The organism is Hyphomicrobium sp. DY-1 (assembly GCF_047497105.1).
GTDB lineage: Bacteria > Pseudomonadota > Alphaproteobacteria > Rhizobiales > Hyphomicrobiaceae > Hyphomicrobium_B.
On the sequence record NZ_CP134870.1, the window covers coordinates 1,283,340 to 1,305,444 of the forward strand.

Consider the following 22,105-nt stretch of genomic DNA (forward strand, 5'->3'; position numbering starts at 1 on the left):
CAGATACACTGCGCACCCTTTAACCAACAACATCCTGTTCATCTTTGATCGTGACAATGGCGAAGTGAGTCGGCTTGGCGCCGGTCACGAGAGCGTTCGGCGATGGGCTACGCGGGCGCTGCGGGGAAATGAACTGAGGCCATGGCCGAACACAGCGCACGCGCCGACCATCATCGCTTTCGGTCCGCCCTTGCGGATGCCAAGGTGGCTGTCGTCAAGCGGGCAAAGGCCGTGGCGCTTTTCCCGTTGGTGATAGGATTGATCGCCTGGGCCGTCGTGGCGTTCGTTCCGAACCGTTATGCGGCATTCGTATTGATCCAGGTCGATCCTGGACGGGCGATGCCATCGGCTGATGAGCCGAAAACGTCTCCACCGGCGGCATTCGAACTTGAACGCCGCGAGGTCGAGAAACAGATCGAGAGAATGACCTCGCCTGCGTTGCTCGATAACGTGGTGACGGCGATGGATCTGACGGCCGATCCGGAATTCCAATCGCGGTCCTGGCTCTCGCGGCTGATGTCGCCCCTCGATAACTCCGATCCACATGCTATAGCGCGCGAAGCACTGGAAACGCGGCTGTCGGTTCGACGGGTTCACAACTCGTCTTTGATCAATATCGGCATCTCATCGCACGATGCGGCGAAGGCGGCAAAAATCGCCAATGCCGTCGCGGCGCGCTACATCGCCGAGCTGCTTTCTGAAGCAACCGCGAACAGCAGCGCAGAGAAACGATCGGCCGAACCGACCGCTTCGGAGAAGGTTTTTGCTTCCCTTCTCGATCGCTATGGACTGACGCGGACGCTGACGGGCTCGCGGATCGTTGAGGCCGCAAAAATACCTGATGTACCAGCGGGGCCGAAACGCGTCCGCATCGCTGAGACGGTGGCGATGTCAACGCTTCTGCTCATGCTGATGCTTGCTGTTCTGCTCGAACGCGATACGCGACTGCGTACCCGCAAGGTCGAGCAGATGCTCGCTTGTCCGCACATGACGTCGCTTCCCGCGGTGACGCACGACGATGAAGCCACGCATGCGATGCGGCGGGCGCGATTGATCATTGCTGAGCCCGGATGCCGTTATGCGGAAGCTGTTCGTGCGGCGTGCGACGCGCTCAAGGCGCGCGCCAATGGTGACGGTCCGAGCGTGATCCTCACGGTATCGGCGCTGACCGGTGAAGGCGCTGAGCCATTCGCATCGAACATCGCGCATCATCTGGCGGTCGACGGACAAAAGACGTTGCTGGTCGATTGCGATTTTCACGCCAAGGTGCTCAGCCGGGAGCTGACCCCGCATGCGCCGCCAGGGCTGCTCGATCAAATCGCGTCGCATGCGCCGGTCGAGAACGTCATTCTGCGCGACAACCTGACGGGACTGCATTTCCTGCCATCGTGTGGCTCGGCACCGATCCCGCTGGCGATGCCGTCTGCACTTCGTTCGGTGGCGTTCACGGCGGCATTCCAGCACCTCAAGGCACGCTTCCCGACGATCATCATCTCGGCGCCGCCGTTACTCGAAGCGGACGACGCGCAAATTCTGGCCGATCTCGCTGATCAGATCGTGTTCCTCACGGCCTGGCACCGGACACCGCGCGCGCTTGCCAAGAAGGCCGTGGCGCTGCTCGAAGCGAACCAGCGCAAGATCGCGGGGGCGGTGCTCGCCGATATTTCGGATGACCGCGACGCCGGCTTCATGACCTTCGCTGCCATGTTCAACGAGATCCGCCGCGCGGCTCGGCTGCCTGCCGTCGCCCACGCCGCTTGAAATCGCCCGACGTCGTGCGCGAAGCGCTGGCGATCATGCTCGCATTCAAATCGCAGAGTTCCAACGCAACGGGACGGCGCGCACATAACAGCTCAAATCGCCGCGCGGGAGCTTTTCCCGTGTTAATTCGGGAAAAATTCTTGGTGCGCCGCGACGACAAAAATCGAGCTTCGCTTAGGCCGCTGCCGCATCTGAAAATTGTTCTAAATCGAAAACTCATCGCGTTGACGGAACTGGCCAGCCTTACGAATTTCACACTGGCAACAACGGGCCAAAGTGGCTACACGCGTTTGGGGAATTTCAATTTAAACGCAATGGAAACCTTAGCGTGATCAGAACCCTGAAGCGTTTCTCGCTTTCCTGCCTGCTTGTTCTTCCCGCATGTCTGTGGGCGACACTTGCAAATGCCGATCCCAATGCCGCTCCCGCTTCGACGACGCATGCGGAAGAAGCTCCCGCAGCCCCGAGCGCCGGTGTCCACGTAGAATTGAATAAGCTCGAAGCTTCCTCGAAGGGTTGTCGTGCCTATATCGTGGTCGATAACCCTGCTGAGACAACGTACAAGTCGTACAAGATCGACCTCGTTCTGTTTCAGACCGATGGCGTGATCGGCAAGCGCTTTTCGATCGATCTGGCGCCGCTCAGGGCAAAGAAGAAATCCGTCAAGCTGTTCGAGATCGACGGGATTCAGTGCGACAAGATCGGATCGTTTCTGATCAACGACGTCATGGAGTGCAAGGCCGAGTCAGGGCCTGTTTCCGGCTGTCTCGATCAGCTCAAGACGACTTCCCTGACAAAAGTTCAACTTTCGAAGTGACGCGATGAACCCCTTATATGTGATGTCAGCGGAAATCGCCGCCAAAGATCTATCGATCATGGGGCTGTTTCATCACGCCGATATCGTCGTGAAATGCATTATCCTTGGCCTGTTGGCCGCCTCGGTCATCTGCTGGGCCATGGCGTTCGAGAAGCTCATTCGCGTGTGGATGGTCAACCGCGAGATCACCAAGCTCGAAAAGAGTGGTGTGACCGCTAAATTGCCGGAGGCTCGGGCGTCAAGCCTGATCGGTGCGGTTGGCGAAGCGGCACGCACCGAATGGAGCGAAGCCGGCAACGATGCTTCGACCGGCGAAGTGCGCGACCGTCTCGAAGTCGCCATGCGCGCCGCCGTCAAACGCAAGCTCAAGAGCATCGAGCAAGGACTGCCATTTCTGGCGACGATTGGCTCGGCTGCACCCTTCATCGGTCTCTTCGGCACCGTTTGGGGCATCATGAATTCGTTCACAGCGATCGCGCAGCAGAAAGACACGAGCCTTGCAGTCGTGGCCCCGGGCATCGCCGAGGCGCTATTTGCCACCGCGGTCGGCCTTGCTGCCGCCATTCCTGCGGTCATTTTTTATAACCAGATCACGGTCGCGCTCGGACGTGCGTCCGATCGGGTCATGCCGGCGATCGTCGGTATCGCGCGGACAATGTCCCGGCGCGGCCTGGAGGGCGCGAACTAATGGGAATGGCTGTTGGCAATGGTTCGGGGGGTGATGACGACGGAGGCTATAAGCCTCTCGCCGAAATCAACGTCACGCCGTTCGTCGACGTCATGCTCGTGCTGCTGATCATCTTTATGGTCGCCGCACCGCTGATGGTTCAGGGCGTGCCGCTCGAACTGCCGAAAACGACCGCTTCCAAGATCGGTGCACAAAAAAAGCCGATGGTCGTTTCGCTGGCGCCGGACGGCAAGCTCTACATTCGCGACGAAGAAGTGACGCGCGATACGCTCGTGCCGCGGCTTGAGCAGATCAAGGCTCAGGAAGGCGACGCGGTCGTCTACGTTCGCGCCGACCGGAAGATTCCCTACGGCGACGTGATGGAGCTTTTGGGACGCGTCGGTGATTCGGGCTACGCCCGAGTCTCGCTGCTGTCTCAACCGGCGCCATCGTCGTCGTCCGCCGCATCGGGTGCCCCTCCATCGGGGGCCACGGCCAACAACTGACGACGAGAGCCGCCCGGGATGTATTTGCGAATTGCCGCCATACTCTTTGCCCTGATCATTCACGGGGCGGTCGGCTACGCTATGCTTCCGCATCTCATGGATACCAGTGCGCCTGCCATGGACATGGGCAAGGGCATGGACGTGATGCTGGTCCAGGGCGCCGAGTCGAACGAGGGCGTTACGAAGGGCGATTCTTCGGAGACGCGCGAAATTCCCGAAATCGCTGCGATGCAGGCTGCGCCGCCGCCGCCGCCGGAAGAAAAGAAGCCGGACGAGCTGCGCGACGTCATCTCGTCACCCGAGGGCACGGTCGAGCAGCAAGTCGTCAAGACGGAAGAACCGCCGCCGCCGCCCGATACGCCGCCTCCGCCGCCGGAAGTGGTGCAAACGATCACGCAGCCGGCCCAGGTCGCCGTTCTTGAAGTCCGCAGCGCCGGGCAAGCGTCCGGCGGCAACGCCAAGGCGTTCGGACGCTACATGAGCCAAATCAACGACCGCGTTCAAAAGGCGAAGCGCAACCCGCGCGTTCCCGCATCGGGAACGGTGGTGCTCCGCTACACGATCGGCGTCGATGGCCACATCCTGTCGAAAGAGATCGCGACAAGCTCCGGCTTCAAGCAGCTTGACGACGCGGCGACCGACGCGCTCGATCGCGCTGCGCCGTTCCCGCCGATCCCGCCGGATGTCAGCGTCAAGCCGCTCGCCTTCACGCAGCCGTTCAAATTCATCATGCGGTAACGCCGGCCGGCGTTCTCGAATCCCCGCCTGCGCGATGCCTACAATTTTACGCAATCTTTATGATTTCGTTCGCGCATCTGCGCGCTGAGGACTGTGATTAACCTTGAGTTAGGCAGTCGCCGATAAGTTGAGCCGAGCAATTGTAATCGCGTTGAGCTCAGTCGATGATGTTTGGGTCGGTTGGACAGGTCAAATCCAACTCGTTGATGGACGAGTACGCCTCGCTCTTGAGCGACGCGGTTCTGCGCCATCGTGCCCGCGCCGCAGAGCAGTCGGCCCGCATTCAGGCCGAACTCGCAAGCAAGATCAAATCCGAATTCATCGCGAACATGAGCCATGAGCTCAGGACGCCGCTCAATACCGTCATCGGCTTTTCGAAGCTGCTGTCGCAGCACGATGAGCGCAAGCTCGCCGACAAAGACATCGTCGATTACGCGAACCTCATTCATGACGCGGCCGAGCACCTGCTCTCGGTCATCAACGACATACTCGACATCTCTAAGATGCAGAGCGGCAAGTACACGCTCGAGGCGCAAGAGATCGACGTCGGGAGCATTCTCTCGGGCTGCGTCAACGCCTATCAGATGATGGCGAGCGAGGCGCATGTCGACCTTCGCTCGGATATCTCCGCCGATCTGCCGGCCGTTCGCGGCGACGCGACAAAGCTGCGCCAGATCTTCATGAATATCATTTCGAATGCGCTGAAGTTCACGCAGGCGACCGGCATCGTCGAGGTGATCGCCCATCGCAGTGTGAGCGGCGGCACGATCATCGCCATCCGCGACAGCGGGCTGGGCATGACGGCCGAAGAAATCGATATCGCGATGACGCCATTCGGGCAGGTCGATAGTGGCCGCTCGCGCTGGCGCGAAGGCGTCGGCCTCGGTCTGCCGATCGCCAAGGCTCTCGTCGAGTTGCACGGCGGCGTCATCGAGATCAGGTCGAAGAAGGGCTCGGGAACCGATGTCGTCATGGCATTCCCGGCGAGCGACAGCGTCAGCCCCATAGTTTCGTCGCAATCGACTTTCAGCGCTGCTTCGTCCCCCTGACCTCCGGATCCTGAATGCCAAGCATCAGCACCCCGACTCCCACGAACGGCACCGACCTCTCCATCGGCCGTATCGTCTCAGTCACCGGCTCGAAAGCCATCGTGCTGCTTGACGGGGGCGGCGACCTGCGCTGCCGGTCACCGGAGCACCGCCCTGAAATGGGCACCCTTCTTGCCATCGATACGTCGCGCACGACTGTTCTTGCTATTGTTTCTGCGCTGAGCGTTCCGGTGCCCTCGCAGCGCGAGGGTGAAGGCGAGGTGTGGATTGCGGAATTGGGACTCGTCGGCGAGCTGGCAGGTGCAAAATCCGATAGCTCGACGACGTTCAACCGGGGTGTCACCGCATATCCAGCGCTTGGCGATCGGGTGCGGCTGGCCCAAAAGCCCGAGCTTGAGGCGACGTTCTGCGGCGATCTTTCGGCCATGGTGCGCGTCGGAACCATTCGCCAGGACAACAGCATTCCGGCCATGGTGCGCGTCGACGAATTGCTCGGCAAGCATTTCGCCATTCTCGGCACGACGGGCACGGGCAAATCGTGCACGACGGCGCTCATCCTGCGCTCGATCGTCGAAAAGAACCCGGCGGCTCATATCGTTCTGCTCGATCCGCATAACGAATACGCGACCGCATTCCGCGAGTGGGCCGAGGTAATTTCTCCGCGCAACATGCAGCTGCCCTACTGGCTCCTGACGTTCGAGGAGATGGTGGAGGTTCTAGTCGGCGATGGCGATCGCAAGACCGAAATCGAGGTGCTGCAGGATCTCATCCCGATCGCAAAAACGCGCTACGCGACGGGGCGCGCCGGAGAGTCTCCGCGCGGCCGACGCGGACTGGGAGACGCGAGCCGCTATACGGTCGATACACCGGTTCCCTATCGCATCTCGGACTTGCTATCACTCATCGACGAACGGATGGGCAAGCTCGAAAATCGCAAGGATCTCGCACCGTACCGCGTTCTGAAAAACCGCATCGAGACGCTGTCGCAGGATGGCCGCTACGCCTTCATGTTCGGTTCGCGGACAGTCTATGATTCCATGGCACAGGTGCTGAGCCGCCTGTTCCGCGTGCCGGTGAACGACAAACCCATTACCATTCTCGAACTGACCGGCATTCCGTCGGAAGTCGTCAACGTTGTCGTGTCGGTGTTGTGCCGCATGACCTTCGACTTCGCGCTGTGGAGCGAAGGCCAAGTGCCGGTGACGCTCGTCTGCGAGGAAGCCCACCGTTACGTTCCGGCGAACTCGGCGCTCGGGTTCGAGCCGTGCAAACGCTCGATTGCGAAGATCGCGAAGGAAGGCCGCAAGTACGGCGCGTCGCTTTGCATCGTCACGCAGCGCCCCGCGGAAATCGATCCGACAATCCTGTCCCAGTGCAATACCGTGTTTGCGCTGCGCATGTCGAACGACCGCGACCAGGCGATCGTGCAATCGGCTGTCGCGGACACCGGCTCGGGCTTGCTGGAATTCCTGCCGTCGCTCGGGCAACGCGAAGCCATCGCCTTCGGTGACGGTATGGCGCTGCCTGTCCGCATCAAGTTCGATGAATTGCCGAAGCACGGACTACCACGATCGTCCACCGCAGTTTTCTCGAAACGCTGGCAGACGTCGCTGAACGACGAAGGCTTCCTCGATCAAATCGTCGAACGTTGGCGCGCATCGGCTATTCCGGTGACGGCCGACGGCGCGTCGTCTCAGCTTGCGATGATGGCCGATGCTCTCGGTCTTCATGGCGCGCAGCCCGTGGAAGCGCCCGCCCACGACCTCGCTCCGGAACCCGCCGGATATCGGCCGGCCACGATGCCGCCGCCCTATCCCGGTTCGGCGTCAACGACGCGTCCGAACAGCTCGATCGTCCGCCGCGAGACTTCGGCAGCGCCGTCTGAAGGTGCTGCGCCGATGCACAACGCTGCATCTTCCGCACCGCCAGCTAAGCCGATGGCGCCATCTGCGGCGAGCACGTTCGATACGCTCAGATCGTTGCGCGAACGGCTGGCGCGCTCCTGATATCGCGTTCGTCCGAAAACGCTGTTCCCGGTCGATTATCCAAAATGAACCGCTTGGAAACTGTCATGTTTCCGCGCTATCTTGGTGCCTTGTTCAATAAGCCATTGAGATTTAAATTTATTTCTCTTAACCGGGGTTAGACTGTTCCATGAGCACCATTTATCCAGTGATCTTGTCGGGTGGTTCGGGGACGCGGCTTTGGCCGCTGTCGCGCTCGATGTATCCGAAGCAATTCATTCGCTTCTTTAATGGTCAGAACACATCGTTTCTGGGTTCGGCATTGGCGCGCTTGCCGCAGAAGGCCGGTTTCGAGGCGCCGATCCTGCTGTGTAACAACGATCATCGCTTTCTCGTGCGCGAGGAAGTCGACCGCGCCGGCATCGAGCCTAAGGCCATCATTCTTGAACCGATCGCGCGCAATACGGCGCCGGCGATTGCAGTTGCGGCGCTGATCGCGCTGCGTGACGATCCAAATGCGATCCTCGCCGTCATGCCGTCCGATCACGTCATCGGCGACGAGGCGCTCTTTGCGGAGAATATCCGGCGGGCCGCCGCCGTGGCCGAGACGGGCAAGCTCGTTCTCTTCGGCATCACGCCGACGGAGCCCCACACCGGCTACGGCTACATCAAGCGCGGCGCGGCGCTGTCAGGATTTGACGGCGACGCCTTCGAGGTTGCGAGCTTTGCCGAAAAGCCCGACCGCGCCACCGCCGAAGATTATCTGGCTGATGGCTCGTACTTCTGGAACAGCGGCATCTTCGCGCTCAACGCCAAGACGTTCCTCGCCGAGATCGAACGCTACGAACCGGGCATTCTGGACGCCGCGCGCGCGGCGCTCGCGGGCGCCAGCGAAGACCTCGGGTTCCTGCGGCTGGATAAAACGAGCTTTGCGGCCTCGCCGAACATCTCGATCGACTACGCGGTGATGGAGAAGACGAACAAGGCCGCGATCCTGCCGATGGATGTCGGCTGGAACGACGTCGGCTCGTGGTCGTCGCTGTGGGATATCGCGCCGCGCGACGACAAGGGCAACTTCATCAAGGGCGAAGCCGTGCTGGAAGATACATCCGGCTGCTATGTCCACTCCGAGAAGTCGATCGTGTCAACGATCGGGCTCAACGATCTCATCATCGTCAACACACCGGATGCGCTGCTCGTTGCCGACAAGACCCGCACGCAGGACGTTTCGAAAGTTGTGCAGCGCCTGAAGCTGTCGAACCGCAAGGAGCAGGAACAGCACCTGCGGAACTATCGGCCGTGGGGCTACTTCGAGACGCTGAACATCGGACCGCGCTTCCAGGTCAAGCTGCTGCACGTCAAGCCCGGCGGCAAGCTGTCGATGCAAATGCATCATCATCGCTCCGAGCATTGGATCGTGGTGCAGGGCACGGCGCAGGTTTCGATCGGCGATAAGGAACAGCTCGTTCGCGAGAACGAGAGCGTCTACATATTTGCGACGCAGTGGCACCGGCTGCAGAACCCCGGCAAGGTTCCAGTCGAGATCATCGAGGTGCAGATCGGGTCCTACCTCGGCGAGGACGACATTCAGCGCACCGACGACATCTACAATCGCCAGCCCGAAGAGACGAAGTAGCGGAGCGCGGATATATCCGCGCTCGAAAAACTTCTTATTTTCCCGGATCGTTCGGACGGAACGCGAAGATGCGGCCTGTCGTCGTCTCAGGCTTTCCCGATGTGTCTCCCGGCGGAGATGCATCCGGAGAAGCAGCGGCAGCCGACGCGGCCCCCTCACCTTCGCACTTGTCGCGGAATGCACGCCAGCTCAGCGGGATGAAGCCGAGGTAAAGGCACGTCAGCACCGTCAACGTCTCGTAGGGATAGGTGAAGAGAAATGCGACGACGCCGATAGCGACGATGAAGATCGGCAACACCCATTCGCGGCGGACACGCTCTCCGAGCAGCTTGCCGGAATAGGTCGGAATGTTCGACACCATCATGAAGGCTATGAAGACGGTGTAGGTGAGCACGATTTTCAACGCCCACTGCGACTTCGTTTCATCGAGACCGAGCTGAAAGAGATAGACTGGCAGCAGCACCGCAATGGCGGCGGCGGGCGTCGGCATACCCATGAAATAGTTCGACTGCCACTTCGGCCGATCGTCATCGAGGGCTGCATTGAAGCGCGCGAGACGCAGAGCGGAGGCCAGAGCGAAAATCATAACGCAGATCCAGCCCGCGCTTTTGAGGTCGCCAAGGCCCCAGTTGAAAATGAGGAAGGCGGGCGCGACGCCGAAGTTGACGAAGTCGGCCAAGCTGTCGAGTTCGGCGCCGAAGCGCGAAGACGCTTTCAACAGGCGCGCGATGCGGCCGTCGATGCCGTCAAGGCAGGCGGCGAAGACAATCGCGGCGATGGCGAGATCCCAGCGGCCTTCGATGCCCATGCGGATCGACGTCAGACCAGCGCATAGCCCGAGCAGCGTGAAGAAATTCGGGACGAGCATCCGCACCGGAACGCGCCGATGGCGAAACAGCGATCGGCGTCTGCGGCGACGCGTTTCGGTTTCGATAAACGGCTCATCGTTCTCCATGGCAGCCTCCTTGCCCCCATGCCGAATTGACATCGCTTTTCGTCAACGACGCGATCGTCCAGCCTCTAGGCGCGACGCGCCTCCCGTTCCGGCTCCGGCGAGTGAAGATCCGCCAAAACGGTTTCGCCCGCAACTGCACGTTGGCCTATACTGACAAGAGCCGTTTTTCCGGGCGGCAGATAGATATCGACGCGCGAACCGAAGCGAATCAGGCCGAATCGCTGCCCCACGCCGACGGCGTCGCCGACATCCGAAAACGTCACAATGCGCCGCGCGACGAGGCCCGCGATCTGGACAACGCCGACATCGCCATCGGTCGGCGTTTCGATGACGAGGATGCGCCGCTCGTTGTCCTCGCTCGCCTTGTCGAGGGCGGCATTCAGGAATTTGCCCGGAACATAGAGCGAGCGAATGATGCGGCCGGCGACCGGCGAGCGGTTGATGTGAACATCAAACACCGACAGGAACGTCGAAATGCGGACGCGTTCCTCGGAGCCAAGACCAAGCTCTGCCGGCGGAATGATTTTCTCGATGCCGGAAATCTTTCCGTCGGCGGCCGAGACGACGAGGCCGGGCCGAAGCGGCGTCACGCGCAGCGGGTCGCGGAAAAAGTAGATGACCCAGGCCGTGATGCCGGCGCAAAGCCAGCCGAGCGGTGGATAAAGAAAGAAGAACAGCAGCGTCACCGCGGCGGCGATCGCGATGAACTTGTGTCCATCGGGATGCACGGGCGAAAGCTGATCAAAGATCGTATCGAGTAAGCCGTGACCCTCAGACACCAATTCTCTCCTGGCGTGAATTTTCAGATGGCGATAGCACGCCCGTTACGACACTGGTACGGCGACGAAACGAAGATCCCCTTTCGAATCCTCGACGCGCAATAGCACGGCCTTGCGACCGGACTTCTTCACCTTCTCGATGCTTTTGGCGACATCCTGCGGATCGGACACGGTGTCCTGGGCCGCTTCGACGATGACGTCACCTGCCTTCAGCCCCTTGGTGGCTGCCGGGCTTTGCGGATCGACGGCTTCGATGACGACGCCAGCGATCTTGGCGTCAAAACCATATTTCTTACGCAGTTCATCGGTCAGCGGCGACAGGCGCATTCCGATAATGGCCGAGCCCTTCGGATCTTCGTCTTCCGTGCCCTCGTCGTTTTTGAGATCGCTGGCGTTATCGTCATCGTCTTCGAGACGGCCGACCGTCACCTTCGTGCTCTCCTGCTTGCCCTTGCGCAGCAGCTCGACGTCGACGGCCTTACCTATGGGCGCCTGCGATACGATTTTCGGCAGGCCGCGCATGCTCGTCACTTCCTTGCCGTCGAACTTCAGGATGACGTCACCCGGCTGTAATCCGGCTTTCGAAGCGGGGCTGTCGGGCGTGACGGCCGCGACCAGCGCGCCTTCGTTTTCATCGAGCCCGAGCGTTTCGGCGATCTCGTCGGTCACCGATTGAATTTTGACGCCGAGCCAACCGCGGCGAACCTCACCGTATTGCTTCAACTGCTCGACGACGTTCGAGACAGTGTCGGACGGCACGGCAAAGCCGATGCCGATCGAGCCGCCGGTCGGAGAAATGATCGCGGTGTTCACGCCGATCACCTCGCCGTTCATGTTGAACAGCGGACCACCGGAGTTGCCCTTGTTGATGGCTGCGTCGGTCTGCAGATAGTCGTCATACGGACCGGAATTGATGTCGCGGCTCTTGGCCGAAATGATGCCCATCGACACCGAGCCGCCGAGTCCGAACGGATTGCCGATCGCCATGACCCAGTCGCCGACCTCGATGGCGTCGGAGGAACCGAACTTCACATCTGCCAGCGGCTTCTTCGGTGAAACCTTCAGAAGTGCCAAGTCGGATTTGGTATCGCGGCCGATGACTTTCTCGACGACCAGCTTCGAGCCGTCGTGGAAATTTACGTCGATCTCTTCCGCGCCCTCGATGACGTGGTTGTTGGTGACGATCAGGCCTTCCTTGCCGTCGATGACGAAGCCGGACCCGAGAGAGGAAATCTTGCGGTCGCCGTGCGGAACGCCGCCGCGCTTGTTGAAGAAATCATCGAAGAAGTCTTCGAATGGCGCACCTTTCGGCACCTTCGGCAGCGGCACGCCTGCCGGCCCCTTCACGGTCTGCGACGTCGAAATGTTGACGACGGCATCAGAGAGTTTCTTGGCCAGCGGAGCAACAGACGCGGGACCGTATTGGAACGTCTCAGCCCAGGCGCCTGGCACGTTCAACAATCCCAGGCTCAAACTCAAGCCGAGAAGAAGCGCCGATACTTTCTTCGTCATTGCAAGGAACTCCAAGTCTGACCGGCACCCGAGGACCGCCGCGGACCTATGCTAGCTCGCCCAACATCAAAGCGTGAACATGGCAAGGTAGCATATCGCCAGCATGCGGGGATAAGTTGCCTATCCCCGCGCGAGCCAGACTACAAATACGCCAACGGCCACTGCGGCGACCGCGCAGATCTGGATGCGGCCGGTGGAGAAATTCGCAATCTCTTCAACGGTCCGCCGCGCAAACTGGGGCGCGGCGGCCCATAAGAGACCCTCAAGGACAAGGGCGACGCCCAGTCCCGCCAGGAGGTCGTTCATCGCTGGGGCGCGGGAGCAGCCGCAGTGGGAGGCTTGCCGTTAGGATCCTCAAAGTACCGGAAGAATTCGCTGTTGGGCGACAACAGCATGCGGGTATCGCTCGGCTTCAGGGCCGTCGTATACGCCTGCATCGACCGATAGAAGCGGAAGAAGTCCGGATCTTGGCCAAAGGCTTCAGCGAAGATGCGGCTGCGCTTGGCCTCGCCGTCACCGCGGATTTCGTCCGACTTCTGCGTGGCGGTCGCCTTGATGATCGTCACATCCTTGTCGGCGTTGGCGCGAACGCGGTTGCTTTCGGCTTCGCCCTGGGCGCGAAGCTCAGTCGCCTCGCGAACACGGTCGGCCCGCATGCGGTCATAAACCTTCACGAGGTTTTCCTGCGGCAGGTCTGCGCGCTTGATTCGGACGTCGACGACTTCGAGGCCATAGTCGCGGCCTTCCGTATTCACCTGATCCGCGATCTGTTTCATCAGCGATTCACGCTTGTCTTTCACGACCTCTTGCAAGGTCGCGGAGCCAAGCACGCGGCGGATTTCAGATTCGATCAGCGGGCCGACAACTTCGCGGACGCGATCCTCGTCGTGGACGTTCTGATAGAACTTCAGCAAGTCGACGATGCGATAGCGGGCGTAAGCGTCGACGATGAGACGCTGCTGATCGGACGCCGTCACTTCCTGCTCGGTCGTGTCGAGATCGAGGATACGTTTGTCGAATTTCTCGACCGTATCGATGAACGGCATCTTCCAATGCAGGCCCGGCTGAGTGATCGCGGGTTGCGCCTTACCAAAGCGCAGGACAAGCGCCTGCTCGTTCTGGTGGACGATGAACGCGGAGGAATAGAGCACCACCGCTGCGACGCCGATAACGGCGAGAATGAAAGCGAAGAACGCACGCATGTTATTTCGCTCCATCCGTATCGGTGCTGGTCTGATCGTCACTCGGGCGGCGCTGGAGCTGCTCCAGCGGCAAGAACGGCACGACACCCTGGCCGTTGCTCTTCTGGTCCAGAATGATCTTGTCGGCGCCGGAGAGCACGCGCTCCTGCATTTCGAGATAGAGCCGTTCGCGCGTTACGTCGGGCGCCTTCTTGTATTCATCGTAGACCTTGAGGAAGCGGGCGGCCTGACCGGTTGCTTCCGCGACCGTCTGATCGCGATAGCCCTCGGCGGCGGCGATGATGCGATCGGCATCACCGTGGGCGCGCGGCACCACCTGATCGGCATAGGTCTGCGCCTGCTTAATCAGCGTTTCCTTTTCCTGAGCCGCGGCTGCAACTTCGCGGAACGAGCGGATGACTTCTTCCGGCGGATCGACCTCTTTCAGCTGAACCTGGTCGATCTTGATGCCGGCCCCATAGGAATCGAGCGTCTTCTGCATGAGCTTTTGCACGGCTTCCTGCGTCGCCTGACGGCCGCCGGTCAGCAGCGGCTGCAGATTGGACTGGCCGACGACTTCGCGCATCGCGCTTTCAGCAACCTCGCGCACCGTCGTTTCCGGCTGTGCGATGTTGAACAGGAATTCCTCAACGCCGGTCTGGCCGTTGGCTTCATTCTTGTCAGGGCTGATGCGCCAGAAGACGACGAAGCGGACGTCAACGACGCTGCCATCGCCTGTCAACATCAAGCCGCTGTCGCGCGCACCGATGACGCTGCGGCCGGCGCCGATTTCGATGGTGCGCTGCTGCGTAACCTTCGGCAGGCGCACTTCCTCGATCGGGTACGGCAAGCGCCAATTGAGGCCGGGGCCGACCCAGCGCTCATACTTGCCGAAGCGGAGGACGATGCCCTGCTCGTCCGGGTTCACGCGGAAGAAAAAGCCGTAGAAGACGACGCCCGCCAGAACGAGCATCGCAATAAAGAACAGGAACGGTTTGGGCACGCCGCCGCCGAAGCTACCGCCGCCACTGCCGTTGCCGCCGCCACCGCGCATCACCTGACGCATGCGATCCTGGCCGCGACGCAAAATTTCATCGAGATCCGGCGGTTCTTTCCCGCCGCCACCGCCGCCCTGCGGTCCCCATGGCCCTTGGCCCCACGGACCACCACCACCTTTGCGGCCGCCGTTTCCCCCACCGCTGCCGCTACCGCCTTGACTACTCCAGGGCATAAATCAGGGCCTCTTTCGAATTTGAGCTGAAGATTAAAATCGTGCCCCCCAATGGCCTTTTCGAGATGTGGCGGCACCGTGGTGACGCCGGATGTAAACACACGCACTGCAAAGGCCTGAGCAACGTAGATAAAACCGGGATTTGCGCAGCTTATAGGGCAGGGCCCCGACGTTCGCAAATTTCCCGTTGGTTTGGCTAATCGCAATTTGGGGCCTCGGCACGCGCCTTCAAGGGCGGCCAGGCTTTTCAGGCGTCCTGCTTTTGGCGATCGTAAACAATGAGCGTTGCGGCGTGGTCGTCACGCGGGCCTTGGGGCAGCGGCTCGCGGCTTAACTCGCGCCATTCGGCTGCATCGAGCGCGCCGAAATGGCGGTCGCCTTCGACATCGGCGTGAACACGGGTCAGATAAATTCGATCTGCAACGGGAAGCGCGGCCTCGAATACCTGAACGCCGCCGATAACCATGATCTCGTCGGCGCCGCGGGTTTTGGCGAGCACTCGGGCGAGCGTCAGCGCGTCGGCTACGGACTCACAGGTCGAGACGCCTGCTACCTCGAAAGCCGGATCGCGCGTGATGACGATATTATCGCGGCCGTCCAGCGGCTTGCCGATCGAGTCGAACGTTTTTCGGCCCATGACGATGGGCTTGTCCATCGTCAGGCGGCGAAATGTTTTCAGATCGGACGAGAGCCGCCACGGCAGCGCGCCGTCACGGCCGATGACGCCGTTTTCCGAAACGGCGACGATCAGGGATATGCATGTGTCATTCATCGGCGGGGCATAGCATTATTTGTTTGCTCTTTGCGACTCCCCTGCGGGGAGCCGGCCGAGCTTTTCGTTTGTCGCGACGACTCTCATTCGTCTAGCCGGCCGTCGTGGACGGAGACCAGCAACGTCATCCCGGTGAAGGCCGGGATCCAGTCAACTCGAAACAAGCGTCTGCTGATGCTTGCCTGGGTGCCGACCCCGGCCTTCGCCGGGGCAGGCTCTTCGTCGGCATGACGATGTGGAGATAGCTTAAACCGCGACGGGCGCTTTGATGTGGGGGTGCGGGTCGTAGCCCGACAGCGTGAAGTCTTCGTATTTGAAATCGAAGATCGACGCGACGTCCGGGTTGATCGTCATCGTCGGCAGCGGCCGTGGATCCCGCGAAAGCTGCAGGTCGGCCTGTTCGAGATGATTGAGATAAAGGTGCGCATCGCCGAACGTGTGCACGAACTCGCCCGGCTTCAGCCCGGTTACCTGCGCCATCATCATCGTCAGCAGCGCGTAGCTCGCGATGTTGAAAGGCACGCCTAAGAAAATATCGGCCGAACGCTGATAAAGCTGGCACGAGAGCTTGCCGTCGGCGACGTAAAACTGGAACAGGCAGTGGCACGGCGCGAGCGCCATCTTCGAGAGGTCGCCGGGGTTCCAGGCCGTCACGATGATGCGGCGCGAATCCGGATTGCGCTTCAGATCAGACACCGCGTTCGCGATCTGGTCGATGGTCGAGCCGTCGGCGGCTTCCCAGCTTCGCCATTGCTTGCCGTAGACCGGACCGAGATTGCCCTCCGAGTCTGCCCACTCGTCCCAGATGCTGACGCCATATTCCTTCAGATACTGTGTGTTCGTCGCGCCGGCGAGGAACCATAGCAGCTCGACGATGATCGACTTCGTATGCAGCTTCTTGGTCGTGACGAGCGGAAAGCCCTCGGCCAGATCGAAGCGCATCTGATGACCGAAGACGGACAGCGTGCCGGTGCCGGTGCGGTCAGTCTTTTCGGTACCGTGGTCGCGCACGCGGCGCAGGAGATCGAGGTATTGCTGCATGGGGTCAGACTTATGCGATTCTGAGACGACCTTCAGCCCGTAGTCAGCGCACTATCGGGCGCCAAGACCATAAGCAGAATGATCAATGAGTTGTAGCACCCATGGCACACCATCGGGGTCAGCAGGCTGCCGGTGCGCTCGCGCAGCCACGCTAGGTAAAGACCGATGAGCGTGATCGCGCCGAGACCGTAAAGCGAATAGTTGGCGTGGAGGGAGGCCCACGCGACCGCTGTAATGACCATCGCCCCCACGAAGCCTAGCGGCGATTGCCGCAGCGCGCCGTAGATCAGGCCACGAAACAGCAATTCTTCCGCCAACGGTGCGCCAATGCCGGCGGCCAGCAGGATGAGCCACCAGGTCCGAGACTTCATCATCTCGGAAAACGGCTGCAAATCGTGGCGCAGCGCATCCGGATTGAAGACGAAGACGAGCGAGGCGAAACAGGTCGCCAGTGAGACTAGGGCAATGACGGCGAGAAAAAGCGTCCAGATTCCGCCGCGCGGCATGGCAAAGCTCAACGCGCTGGCGCCCGTCGTCCGGCGTCCGTAGGCGTTGACCATCAGGACCGAGGCGACCGTCACCACCTGGAAGGCGAACAGCGAAGACGCGACGCGGCCGGTCAGCAGCGCCTCAAGCTCGCCTGCGGCAAATGCGCGAGGCTCATGAATTTGAGCCCAGACGTCGAACAGCCAGGCTGCTCCATACCCGGCTCCGGTGGCCAGGACGATGATCGCGACAGCCAGAACGGCCGTGACGACCACACCTTTCCAGGTCTGAATTATGTTTTCCACGGGGGATTATCTGCTTCTTTCCGGCGGCGGTCGCATCGAAACACCCACGCAAATACGGCCTCCGGGGGGTCCGCCTGAGCCGGTTGATCGTCACCCAGCCGTCACAGCGGGTAACAGGTTTTCAGGGCGAGCGAAACTAGGTCACCGAAACGCTTTTTTTCGTAAGCATTGCCCCCTATATTCAATGGTGCTGGCTCTGCCAGCTATGGCGATAAACGCGGTCGTAATAAGCCGATCGGACCCGGGGGCGGTACCCGGCGCCTCCACCATTTACGCTGGGCCTTGCGACTCCCCTTCCGGGGAGCCGGCCGCAAGGCCCGGTGATCTCGTTGGGTTTCCCGGCGAGCACCGGCCGTAAGGCCCAGCTGTTATGGGGGCGAAATAGGATCGACGAAGGTGTAAAGGACTTAGCTTTTGCCCGGCATGATACCACCGTTATCGGGTCATACAGAATAGTTGCCAATGACAACTATGCTGAGGCCGCTCTCGCTGCGTAATGCAGCGCGACTAGCCTGAACTTGAAGCCCTTGCCCCTAGCAGGGTAAGGCGCGGTCCGGAGGGCACCGGGCAACAGAAGCCCTCCACCTTTCCGCCTGGGCGCCGAGGTAAACTTGACGGCGCGGGCTTGACGGGACGGGAAATCTGATTTCAGAGGTCAGATGGAATTCAAGTAGGATCGAAGGCTGAGGCATGGCATCGGGGCCGTCCATAGATTACGGGAAGTTGCAGCAGGAGGCGATGCGCGGGGTCGTGCGCGCCGTTCTGCAACGGGTCGTCAAGACGGGTCTCCCCGGCGACCACCACTTTTATATTTCCTTCCTAACGCAGGCTCCGGGCGTGATCCTGTCGAAGCGGCTCAAGGAAAAATATCCGACCGAGATGACGATCGTCCTCCAGCATCGCTTCTGGGACCTGATCGTTTCCGACGAACGATTCGAAGTGAAGCTGACGTTCGATGGCATTCCGGAACGTCTCGTCGTGCCGTTCGCGGCGATCAAGGTCTTCATCGATCCGAGCGTACGCTACGGCCTGCAGTTCGATGAAGAAACGAACGAGCAGGAGGCTGCCTCTTCGCCTCGCGCCATCGACGCAACTTACGATGACGCGAGCACCGAAGCGCCGCGTCCGAAGAAGCCGCGCGCACCGCGCAAGCCCCGCGCCGCCGAAAAGGATGCGCAAAACGTCTCTACGCTGACGGCAGTCGAACCGGTGGAAGTGCTGCCGCCCAATCCGGAGCCTGCAGCGCGCGCCGGAGAAAACCTGCCGGGCGACGGCGACGAAGATGCGGCGGATAAACAGCCCGAAAGCGGCGGCGCAAAAATTCTGAGCTTGGATCAGTTCAGGAAGAAGTGAGCCGTCTTTGACGGCCGCTCTCGATTATCGTTCGAAACGAGCAAACCGCAGCCGATAAGAGCATCGGATTGATGCTCCCATTTCGTCGGTCGATGCCGGCTTCTTGCTAGTTCAATCGAAGCAACGCGAAGTGGTTAAACGCGAGAACCGATGTCATTAGTCCGTGGCTTCGAGCGAGCATGGCGCGCGCATCAGTCTCCGGCGCGACAAGCCAAGCCGGTCTCGTAATCTTTGCTATTTGATTGGGCGTTATCGTCATCACCGGGACGTGCACATACGGAAGTTCGTTCAAGGCCACATGCCAGCCCGTTCGATAGACTGGGCCTGGCGCTTCCTTCACGAGCGTTGCGATTTTCGCGCCGTCGACTTCTGAACGAATATATCCCGGCGTCAGGAACACGTCGCTCATCGAGTGGTAAATCGCGTATCCCAACAGAGCGGCGACGAGCACACCGGCTGTCGCAACGAACGGCGCCATTCGTTTCGACAAGGCATCAAATGCAACGCCCCCAAGAACGCACAAGGGTAGCACCGCAGGCAAGATGTAACGCGGGTTAACTTCGGCCGGCCAGAACAGAACAACCAAAGTGCACGTCAGACCATAGCAGCTGACAGCAAGGATGAAGTGCCGGCGAGGTTTCGTTTCCATAGCGCTGAAGTCGGCAAACGGAAGAGCCGCCGCCAGCATTGCAGCCGGCAAACATTCAAAAAAGAAATCGGCGCCGTTCGCAAACGGGTGAGGCCACACAACGCCGTTGGACGAAAGCCGAGTGTAGCGCAGCCATTCGCCTTGATCTCCGGCGACGAAAACATGGGCATACCACAACGCAGTTGGAACCGTTGCGATAAAGCCGGCGAGGATGAGGCCAGGAAGTTGACGCCACCCTGAGGTCAACGAGAGAAAGACGAAGATACCGAGAAAGAAATATGCTGTCGGTTGCGGACCCTTCATAAGGGCGGCGATCGCTAAGATAGCTCCAATGATAATCCAGCGACCGACCGTTAGCCGGTCGGCGACATATGCATTCCACCACACCAGAAAAGCGCCAAACAATAATACCGCTAGCGGAAGGTCCGCCACGGACGTCACGTAATATCTCATGACAAGCGGGCAGGCCAAAAACAACAGGGCCCCAAAGCCTGCAGCTTCAGGACTGGCATTCGGTCGTACTGCGCGCCAGATCAGAACGGTGCCCGCGACGAGGGAAAGCACCACGGGCAGACGCGCGATAAATGGGAACACCTGGCCAAACGGCATACTCAGCGCGGCAATAACCCAGGACAGTAGCATAGGCCGCTCTATCCAGCGCAGATTGTACATATGCTGATTAAACCAATTCCCGTCATCCAAGGCGCTTTGAGCCACGGTGACGGTTAGTCCTTCGACGTAGTGATATCCGTGAAGGAGCGATTGCGGCACGGAGACGATGAGCGCCAGGGCGATGATGAGGACTATCGCATCGCTGCGATGGGCTAGCGCTTTGAATATTCTCTTTGAATGCTGAGCGAGAAGCGGAAGACGCAGCGCGCGCCAGCCTTTGGCTTGGGCCAACCCGACGATTTCGTCTGACATGCTTTTTGAATTGCCCCGAGACGGTTTTGCAAAATGACGCCAGGAGGAATTGCCGTTCCTGGCGGCAAAATCAGGTCATCGGTCATACGATCCTGTAACACGACATGTGTTCCGTGTGCGCACTGGCTTGCGCAACCTCTCTCTCATCTTCTCATGTCATTGATCACTCCTCCTCCTTTGGCGCTTGACTAATACATAACTGGTCAGATATGGATCTATTCATAGCCAATGGGTTATGGATTGCGATGCAGGGCACTCACGACATTCTTTTTCGCACACTCGCCGATCCCACACGGCGCGCCATTTTCGAGTGCCTGTGCCGCAATGGAGAGCAAACAGTCAGTGTGCTGACGGCGCAAGCTGGGATTTCGCAGCCGGCCGTTTCGAAACATCTCGGCATCTTGAGAGATGCCGGGCTCGTGCGAGACCGGCATGAAGGCCGGCAGACGCACTACAGCGCAAAGGTCGGCGCGCTTGCTCCGCTCATCGACTGGACGAGCCAGATGACCGGCTTCTGGCAGAGCCGTTTTGATCAACTCGAAGACCTGCTGAAGAGGATGGACCAATGACTCTCAACATGTGGGTTCGGCAAATTCACCGCTGGCTGTCGATTGCATTCACTCTGACGGTCATCGCCAATTTCGTTGTGCGGATTTGGGGCGAGCCTCCGGCGTGGATTACTTATTCGCCATTGCCACCGCTCTTTTTGCTGCTGTTTAGCGGACTCTACATGTTCGCTCTGCCTTACATGGCGAAATCACGCCGGAGGGCCAATGCCCTTCAATGACACGCATCGCAACGAAGAAAATGAGAGGACGCCCCATGAAGCAGACTGCGAGCGAAACGCTGTCCGTCGTCATCGAGCGCGATATTCCCTATCCGGCGGAAAAGATCTGGAGGGCGCTGACGCAGCCGCATCTAATCGAAGAGTGGCTGATGCAGAACGACTTCGTGCCGGTGGTCGATCATCGCTTCAATCTTCGCGCCGATTGGGGCGCCGTCGATTGCAAGGTTCTGGTCGTCGACCCGAATACGTCGTTGTCGTACACCTGGGCAGCTTACGGTCTTGAGAGCGTCGTGACGTGGACGCTTACGCCGACCGATACCGGAACGCGTCTGCGCATGGAGCAGTCTGGCTTCCGGCCGGATCAGCAGCAGGCGTATCAAGGCGCGAAGTTCGGCTGGTCGAAGTTCTTCGACAATCTCGACAGCGTGCTCGCGAAAACAAAATAGCGCCAATCTGATGATACCTTCTGGCCGCGTCGTCGCCGCTAGAACCACATATCGCGGATGCAGCGTCCGTCGCGTGGAAGGTCATCGAAACTCACAAGACCATCGAAGTGATCGATCGGGATCGCGGCGATTGCGTCGGGCTCGGTGAGGCGAAGGTTTACGGCGATGCGGCGGCGGCCGTCTTCCTGGGCGAAACATGCGCGCCAGTAGGCCACGCATCCGCACTCGGGACAGAAGTGGAATTCGAGGGCCTTGCCGCGGGCGTAATCTTTCGTCTGGCCCGAGACGCGGATGCGCTCATTTTCGAAGTCGTAGGCCCAAAGTACACCGTAGCGGCGGCAGACCGTACAATTGCAGGCGGTGGCATCCTGCGGGACGCCGTCGAACGTCCAGCGCACAGCGCCGCAGTGACAGGATCCTTCCAGCATTCCGCTATTCTCCCTGGCGGCTCGACTTACGGGAAAAGCGACGAATGGAGAAGTTAACCCCGTAGTCGCATTCGAAACAACTCGACAAAGCGGCTTCCATGCGCGACGAAGCACGCAT

General features: G+C 60.2%; 24 protein-coding genes and 1 other RNA gene. 14 read left to right on the forward strand and 11 right to left on the reverse strand.

What is annotated here, in order from left to right; translation table 11 throughout:
• Positions 1–141: 141 nt before the first annotated feature.
• The 9 genes from RLW41_RS06085 to RLW41_RS06125 all read left to right on the forward strand — a co-directional run bounded on the left by RLW41_RS06085 (position 142) and on the right by RLW41_RS06125 (position 9,138).
• A complete protein-coding gene (locus RLW41_RS06085; RefSeq protein ID WP_414463919.1) occupies positions 142–1,761 on the forward strand; it encodes a lipopolysaccharide biosynthesis protein in 1,620 nt (539 codons plus the stop codon).
• A gap of 14 nt (positions 1,762–1,775) precedes the next feature.
• Positions 1,776–2,093: a hypothetical protein gene (locus tag RLW41_RS06090; protein ID WP_414463920.1), complete on the forward strand. Its 318-nt coding sequence runs from the start codon at positions 1,776–1,778 to the stop codon at positions 2,091–2,093.
• Entirely contained in the window at positions 2,090–2,578 is a 489-nt protein-coding gene (locus tag RLW41_RS06095; protein WP_409561035.1) for a hypothetical protein, read from the forward strand. Before RLW41_RS06090 ends, RLW41_RS06095 begins: the two co-directional genes overlap by 4 nt.
• A gap of 4 nt (positions 2,579–2,582) precedes the next feature.
• The gene (locus RLW41_RS06100) at positions 2,583–3,266 is read left to right on the forward strand and encodes a MotA/TolQ/ExbB proton channel family protein (protein WP_013949480.1); all 684 of its coding nucleotides are present in this window, start codon (positions 2,583–2,585) and stop codon (positions 3,264–3,266) included.
• Positions 3,266–3,751, forward strand: a complete 486-nt coding sequence (locus tag RLW41_RS06105; protein ID WP_024276395.1) for an ExbD/TolR family protein — start codon at positions 3,266–3,268, stop codon at positions 3,749–3,751. The genes RLW41_RS06100 and RLW41_RS06105 overlap by 1 nt, the downstream gene beginning before the upstream one ends.
• Positions 3,752–3,769: 18 nt before the next feature.
• Positions 3,770–4,489 (forward strand): energy transducer TonB, encoded by a 720-nt coding sequence (locus RLW41_RS06110; RefSeq protein WP_414463921.1) that lies wholly within the window; start codon positions 3,770–3,772, stop codon positions 4,487–4,489.
• Between the two features lie 164 nt (positions 4,490–4,653).
• Entirely contained in the window at positions 4,654–5,538 is an 885-nt protein-coding gene (locus tag RLW41_RS06115) for a sensor histidine kinase (protein ID WP_409561037.1), read from the forward strand.
• 14 nt (positions 5,539–5,552) lie between these two features.
• Positions 5,553–7,544 carry a helicase HerA domain-containing protein gene (locus tag RLW41_RS06120; RefSeq protein ID WP_414463922.1) on the forward strand — a complete coding sequence of 664 codons (1,992 nt, stop codon included), beginning with the start codon at positions 5,553–5,555 and terminating at the stop codon, positions 7,542–7,544.
• Between the two features lie 148 nt (positions 7,545–7,692).
• Complete coding sequence (locus RLW41_RS06125) at positions 7,693–9,138, forward strand: mannose-1-phosphate guanylyltransferase/mannose-6-phosphate isomerase (protein WP_414463923.1); 1,446 nt, start codon at positions 7,693–7,695, stop codon at positions 9,136–9,138.
• A gap of 34 nt (positions 9,139–9,172) precedes the next feature.
• Here the strand turns inward: RLW41_RS06125 and pssA are convergent, their stop codons facing one another.
• The 9 genes from pssA to RLW41_RS06170 form a co-directional block, all read right to left on the reverse strand.
• The gene (pssA, locus tag RLW41_RS06130) at positions 9,173–10,093 is read right to left on the reverse strand and encodes a CDP-diacylglycerol--serine O-phosphatidyltransferase (protein ID WP_013949486.1); all 921 of its coding nucleotides are present in this window, start codon (positions 10,091–10,093) and stop codon (positions 9,173–9,175) included.
• Positions 10,094–10,158: 65 nt separating this feature from the next.
• Entirely contained in the window at positions 10,159–10,872 is a 714-nt protein-coding gene (locus RLW41_RS06135; RefSeq protein WP_013949487.1) for a phosphatidylserine decarboxylase, read from the reverse strand.
• A 45-nt stretch (positions 10,873–10,917) separates the two neighbouring features.
• Positions 10,918–12,384, reverse strand: coding sequence for a Do family serine endopeptidase (locus tag RLW41_RS06140; RefSeq protein ID WP_409561040.1), 1,467 nt, complete (start codon positions 12,382–12,384; stop codon positions 10,918–10,920).
• 120 nt (positions 12,385–12,504) lie between these two features.
• Complete coding sequence (locus RLW41_RS06145) at positions 12,505–12,690, reverse strand: DUF2065 domain-containing protein (RefSeq protein WP_013949489.1); 186 nt, start codon at positions 12,688–12,690, stop codon at positions 12,505–12,507.
• Positions 12,687–13,586 (reverse strand): protease modulator HflC, encoded by a 900-nt coding sequence (hflC, locus tag RLW41_RS06150; RefSeq protein WP_409561041.1) that lies wholly within the window; start codon positions 13,584–13,586, stop codon positions 12,687–12,689. The genes RLW41_RS06145 and hflC overlap by 4 nt, the downstream gene beginning before the upstream one ends.
• 1 nt (position 13,587) lies before the next feature.
• Positions 13,588–14,796 (reverse strand): FtsH protease activity modulator HflK, encoded by a 1,209-nt coding sequence (hflK, locus tag RLW41_RS06155; protein WP_409561042.1) that lies wholly within the window; start codon positions 14,794–14,796, stop codon positions 13,588–13,590.
• 247 nt (positions 14,797–15,043) lie between these two features.
• The gene (locus RLW41_RS06160; RefSeq protein WP_409561043.1) at positions 15,044–15,568 is read right to left on the reverse strand and encodes a dihydrofolate reductase; all 525 of its coding nucleotides are present in this window, start codon (positions 15,566–15,568) and stop codon (positions 15,044–15,046) included.
• A 246-nt stretch (positions 15,569–15,814) separates the two neighbouring features.
• Positions 15,815–16,609, reverse strand: a complete 795-nt coding sequence (locus tag RLW41_RS06165; protein ID WP_414463924.1) for a thymidylate synthase — start codon at positions 16,607–16,609, stop codon at positions 15,815–15,817.
• Between the two features lie 32 nt (positions 16,610–16,641).
• On the reverse strand, positions 16,642–17,400 hold the full coding sequence (locus RLW41_RS06170; protein WP_414463925.1) for a lysostaphin resistance A-like protein: 759 nt from the start codon (positions 17,398–17,400) through the stop codon (positions 16,642–16,644).
• Positions 17,401–17,549: 149 nt separating this feature from the next.
• Between RLW41_RS06170 and ssrA the strand changes: the two genes are divergently transcribed.
• Positions 17,550–17,986: a transfer-messenger RNA gene (gene ssrA, locus RLW41_RS06175) on the forward strand.
• A gap of 104 nt (positions 17,987–18,090) precedes the next feature.
• Entirely contained in the window at positions 18,091–18,753 is a 663-nt protein-coding gene (locus tag RLW41_RS06180) for an SspB family protein (RefSeq protein WP_409561046.1), read from the forward strand.
• Between the two features lie 106 nt (positions 18,754–18,859).
• Here RLW41_RS06180 and RLW41_RS06185 read toward each other — a convergent pair whose 3' ends face one another.
• Positions 18,860–20,326 (reverse strand): ArnT family glycosyltransferase, encoded by a 1,467-nt coding sequence (locus RLW41_RS06185; RefSeq protein WP_414463926.1) that lies wholly within the window; start codon positions 20,324–20,326, stop codon positions 18,860–18,862.
• Positions 20,327–20,571: 245 nt separating this feature from the next.
• Here RLW41_RS06185 and RLW41_RS06190 point away from each other — a divergent pair, with 245 nt between their 5' ends.
• The 3 genes from RLW41_RS06190 to RLW41_RS06200 are packed head-to-tail and all read left to right on the forward strand — an operon-like array spanning position 20,572 to position 21,559.
• The gene (locus RLW41_RS06190) at positions 20,572–20,895 is read left to right on the forward strand and encodes an ArsR/SmtB family transcription factor (RefSeq protein WP_414463927.1); all 324 of its coding nucleotides are present in this window, start codon (positions 20,572–20,574) and stop codon (positions 20,893–20,895) included.
• A complete protein-coding gene (locus RLW41_RS06195; protein WP_409561049.1) occupies positions 20,892–21,113 on the forward strand; it encodes a hypothetical protein in 222 nt (73 codons plus the stop codon). Before RLW41_RS06190 ends, RLW41_RS06195 begins: the two co-directional genes overlap by 4 nt.
• Before the next feature lie 35 nt (positions 21,114–21,148).
• Positions 21,149–21,559, forward strand: coding sequence for an SRPBCC family protein (locus RLW41_RS06200; RefSeq protein WP_414463928.1), 411 nt, complete (start codon positions 21,149–21,151; stop codon positions 21,557–21,559).
• A gap of 38 nt (positions 21,560–21,597) precedes the next feature.
• Here the strand turns inward: RLW41_RS06200 and RLW41_RS06205 are convergent, their stop codons facing one another.
• Positions 21,598–21,987, reverse strand: a complete 390-nt coding sequence (locus tag RLW41_RS06205; protein WP_409561051.1) for a GFA family protein — start codon at positions 21,985–21,987, stop codon at positions 21,598–21,600.
• Between the last annotated feature and the right edge of the window lie 118 nt (positions 21,988–22,105).